Source organism: Brachybacterium sp. p3-SID1565 (assembly GCF_025143785.1).
In the GTDB taxonomy this organism is placed as follows: domain Bacteria; phylum Actinomycetota; class Actinomycetes; order Actinomycetales; family Dermabacteraceae; genus Brachybacterium; species Brachybacterium epidermidis.
This window is the reverse complement of the sequence record NZ_JAMBDS010000084.1, coordinates 1-5131: the sequence shown is the minus strand read 5'-3', so window position 1 is coordinate 5131 and position 5131 is coordinate 1. Positions and strand designations below refer to the sequence as shown.

Here is a 5131-nt window from a genome sequence, read left to right as displayed (position 1 = left end):
GTGCGCGTGTTGCTTGATATCTCAATAGCGTGTCTGTTTGTTGATGCCAATATTTTGATTGGCATTTTTCGGATGATTAGCAGAATTATTTTTGCTGGTTGTTTGTTTGAATGCTGGGATTTTCTATGTTTTCATGGAGAGTTTGATCCTGGCTCAGGACGAACGCTGGCGGCGTGCTTAACACATGCAAGTCGAACGATGACGACAGGGCTTGCCTTGTCTGATTAGTGGCGAACGGGTGAGTAACACGTGAGTAACCTGCCCCCCTCTTCGGGATAACCTCGGGAAATCGGGGCTAATACCGGATATGACTTCGCACCGCATGGTGTGTTGTGGAAAGTTTTTCGGTGGGGGATGGACTCGCGGCCTATCAGTTTGTTGGTGAGGTAATGGCTCACCAAGGCGATGACGGGTAGCCGGCCTGAGAGGGCGACCGGCCACACTGGGACTGAGACACGGCCCAGACTCCTACGGGAGGCAGCAGTGGGGAATATTGCACAATGGGCGAAAGCCTGATGCAGCGACGCCGCGTGGGGGATGACGGCCTTCGGGTTGTAAACCTCTTTCAGCAGGGAAGAAGCGAGAGTGACGGTACCTGCAGAAGAAGCGCCGGCTAACTACGTGCCAGCAGCCGCGGTAATACGTAGGGCGCAAGCGTTGTCCGGAATTATTGGGCGTAAAGAGCTTGTAGGTGGCTTGTCGCGTCTGCCGTGAAAACCCGAGGCTCAACCTCGGGCGTGCGGTGGGTACGGGCAGGCTAGAGTGTGGTAGGGGAGACTGGAACTCCTGGTGTAGCGGTGATATGCGCAGATATCAGGAAGAACACCGATGGCGAAGGCAGGTCTCTGGGCCATTACTGACACTGAGAAGCGAAAGCATGGGGAGCGAACAGGATTAGATACCCTGGTAGTCCATGCCGTAAACGTTGGGCACTAGGTGTGGGGAACATTCCACGTTTTCCGCGCCGTAGCTAACGCATTAAGTGCCCCGCCTGGGGAGTACGGCCGCAAGGCTAAAACTCAAAGGAATTGACGGGGGCCCGCACAAGCGGCGGAGCATGCGGATTAATTCGATGCAACGCGAAGAACCTTACCAAGGCTTGACATGCACCGGACGGCTCCAGAGATGGGGTTTTCTTCGGACTGGTGCACAGGTGGTGCATGGTTGTCGTCAGCTCGTGTCGTGAGATGTTGGGTTAAGTCCCGCAACGAGCGCAACCCTCGTTCCATGTTGCCAGCGCGTTATGGCGGGGACTCATGGGAGACTGCCGGGGTCAACTCGGAGGAAGGTGGGGACGACGTCAAATCATCATGCCCCTTATGTCTTGGGCTTCACGCATGCTACAATGGTCGGTACAATGGGTTGCGAAACTGTGAGGTGGAGCGAATCCCAAAAAGCCGGTCTCAGTTCGGATTGGGGTCTGCAACTCGACCCCATGAAGTCGGAGTCGCTAGTAATCGCAGATCAGCAACGCTGCGGTGAATACGTTCCCGGGCCTTGTACACACCGCCCGTCAAGTCACGAAAGTCGGTAACACCCGAAGCCAGTGGCCCATCCTCGTGAGGGAGCTGTCGAAGGTGGGATTGGCGATTGGGACTAAGTCGTAACAAGGTAGCCGTACCGGAAGGTGCGGCTGGATCACCTCCTTTCTAAGGAGCATCACCATTAATGGTGGCCATCTGCCTGCCCGCGTGTGGTGGGGGTGGTTGCTCATGGGTGGAACATCAACGGATGGGCGCTTCATCATCGGGTGCTGCTCGCTAGTACGGTCCTTCGGGGCGTGGAACGTGGGTTGCCTGGTGGTTCGAGGTGGAGACACGCTATTGGGTTGTGAGGCTGCACGCGGCCCCTGGGTTCGCTCGGGGGTGTGTGGCTGGTCCTCCCTGGTTCTTCTGCTGCGGTTGTGGTGGAGGTGCTGGTGTGGGGTTGTTTCTTGAGAACTGCATAGTGGACGCGAGCATCTTGTAAGCAATTTATTTTAGTGTCTTTGTAGTGTTTGCCAAGTCTTTAAGGGCGTACGGTGGATGCCTGGGCACGAGGAGCCGATGAAGGACGTAGGAGTCTGCGATAAGCCTCGGGGAGGTGACAACCGACCTGTGATCCGAGGATGTCCGAATGGGGAAACCCACCGCGAGTCATGTCGCGGTACCTGCCACTGAATGTATAGGTGGTGTGGAGGGAACGCGGGGAAGTGAAACATCTCAGTACCCGCAGGAAGAGAAAACAAATAGTGATTCCGTGAGTAGTGGCGAGCGAAAGCGGAGGTGGCTAAACCTGTTCTGTGTGATACCCGGCAGGGGTTGCAGGGCGGGGGTTGTGGGACGTATCGGGGTTGTCTGCCGGCAGCCCGACGTGGACGTGCATTGGTAGTCGAAGTCGTGGTGAGTGCGACGGCGTAGAGGGTGTGACCCCCGTAGACGAAACTGTTGTGCGGCGTGATGCTGTTCCCGAGTAGCACCGGGCCCGTGAAATCCGGTGTGAATCTGCCAGGACCACCTGGTAAGCCTGAATACTACCTCGTGACCGATAGCGGACAAGTACCGTGAGGGAAAGGTGAAAAGCACCCCGGGAGGGGAGTGAAATAGTACCTGAAACCGTGCGCTTACAATCCGTCGGAGCCTTACGGGGTGACGGCGTGCCTTTTGAAGAATGAGCCTGCGAGTTAGTGGTCGGTGGCGAGGTTAACCCGTGTGGGGTAGCCGTAGCGAAAGCGAGTCTGAAACGGGGCGTTCAGTCGCCGGCTCTAGACCCGAAGCGAAGTGATCTATCCATGGGCAGTGTGAAGCGCGGGTAAGACCGCGTGGAGGCGCGAACCCACTTCAGTTGAAAATGGAGGGGATGACCTGTGGATAGGGGTGAAAGGCCAATCAAACTTCGTGATAGCTGGTTCTCCCCGAAATGCATTTAGGTGCAGCGTTGCGTGTTTCGTGCCGGAGGTAGAGCACTGGATAGGCGATGGGCCCCACCGGGTTACTGACCTTAGCCAAACTCCGAATGCCGGTACGTGAGAGCGCAGCAGTGAGACTGTGGGGGATAAGCTTCATAGTCGAGAGGGAAACAGCCCAGAACATCAGCTAAGGCCCCTAAGCGTGTGCTAAGTGGAAAAGGATGTGGAGTTGCTGAGACAACCAGGAGGTTGGCTTAGAAGCAGCCACCCTTGAAAGAGTGCGTAATAGCTCACTGGTCAAGTGATTCTGCGCCGACAATGTAGCGGGGCTCAAGTACACCGCCGAAGCTGTGTCACTCCACGTTGTGTGGGGTGGGTAGGGGAGCGTCGTGCAGACTGCGAAGCCGCGGGGTGACCCAGTGGTGGAGGCTGCACGAGTGAGAATGCAGGCATGAGTAGCGAAAGACGGGTGAGAAACCCGTCCGCCGATTGATCAAGGGTTCCAGGGCCAGGTTAATCCGCCCTGGGTTAGTCGGGACCTAAGGCGAGGCCGACAGGCGTAGTCGATGGACATCGGGTTGATATTCCCGAACCGATCGTAGGAGGACCCATACCGAGGCATCTGATGCTAACCACCCGAGCTTGCCTCGTGCCCTTCGGGGTGCGTGCGTGAGTGAGGCTGGGAACCAAGGGTGTAGTAGGTCAGCGCGAGGGATGACGCAGAGAGGTAGCTTCCGCGGACTTAATGGAATAGTCCGTCTAAGCGAGCAGCCCGGTCACGGTAATGCGTGGCCATGTGGGTGAGACGTGATGGGGATCCCGTATGGGCGTAGGTGAGTGATCCTGTACTGCCGAGAAAAGTTCCAGCGTGACGAATACGGTCGCCCGTACCCTAAACCGACTCAGGTGATCAGGTAGAGAATACCGAGGCGTTCGAGAGAATCGTGGTTAAGGAACTCGGCAAAATGCCCCCGTAACTTCGGGAGAAGGGGGGCCTGAGAGGTGAGAGCCTCGAGGGCCGCAGAGACCAGGGAGAAGCGACTGTTTACTAAAAACACAGGTCCGTGCGAAGTCGTAAGACGCTGTATACGGACTGACGCCTGCCCGGTGCTGGAAGGTTAAGAGGACGGGTCAGCTCTTCGGAGCGAAGCTCAGAATTTAAGCCCCAGTAAACGGCGGTGGTAACTATAACCATCCTAAGGTAGCGAAATTCCTTGTCGGGTAAGTTCCGACCTGCACGAATGGCGTAACGACTTCTCCACTGTCTCAACCGCGAACTCGGCGAAATTGCATTACGAGTAAAGATGCTCGTTACGCGCAGCAGGACGGAAAGACCCCGGGACCTTTACTATAGTTTGGTATTGGTGTTCGGGACGGCTTGTGTAGGATAGGTGGGAGACTGGGAAGCATTCACGCCAGTGAATGTGGAGTCGCTGTTGAAATACCACTCTGGTCGTTCTGGATTCCTAACCTCGGTCCGTGATCCGGATCAGGGACAGTGCCTGATGGGTAGTTTAACTGGGGCGGTTGCCTCCTAAAGAGTAACGGAGGCGCTCAAAGGTTCCCTCAGCCTGGTTGGCAATCAGGTGTTGAGTGTAAGTGCACAAGGGAGCTTGACTGCGAGACAGACATGTCGGGCAGGTGCGAAAGCAGGAACTAGTGATCCGGCACCTCATTGTGGAATGGGTGTCGCTCAACGGATAAAAGGTACCCCGGGGATAACAGGCTGATCTTGCCCAAGAGCTCATATCGACGGCATGGTTTGGCACCTCGATGTCGGCTCGTCGCATCCTGGGGCTGGAGTTGGTCCCAAGGGTTAGGCTGTTCGCCTATTAAAGCGGTACGCGAGCTGGGTTTAGAACGTCGTGAGACAGTTCGGTCCCTATCCGCTGCGCGCGTTGGATATTTGAGAAGGCCTGTCCCTAGTACGAGAGGACCGGGATGGACTGACCTCTGGTGTGCCAGTTGTTCTGCCAAGGGCATGGCTGGTTGGCTACGTCGGGAAGGGATAACCGCTGAAAGCATCTAAGCGGGAAGCCTGCTTCAAGATTAGATATCCGTGCACCCTTGTGGTGTGGGAGGCCCCCAGTAGACGACTGGGTTGATAGGCCAGATGTGGAAGCGCGGTAACGTGTGGAGCTGACTGGTACTAATGGCTGATGACTTACTCAAACACTGTCACTGATTGTGTTGTTTGCGTGTGTGTTCGCGTCCACTGTGTGGTTCTTGAGGAACAACCACTGC

At 56.3% G+C, this 5131-nt stretch carries 2 rRNA genes; both read left to right on the top strand.

What is annotated here, in order from left to right:
• Positions 1-130: 130 nt before the first annotated feature.
• Positions 131-1649: ribosomal RNA gene (locus M4D54_RS13560) — 16S ribosomal RNA — on the top strand.
• A gap of 348 nt (positions 1650-1997) precedes the next feature.
• Positions 1998-5059, top strand: a 23S ribosomal RNA gene (locus M4D54_RS13555).
• Together the 16S and 23S rRNA genes form the textbook arrangement of a ribosomal RNA operon.
• Positions 5060-5131: the final 72 nt, after the last annotated feature.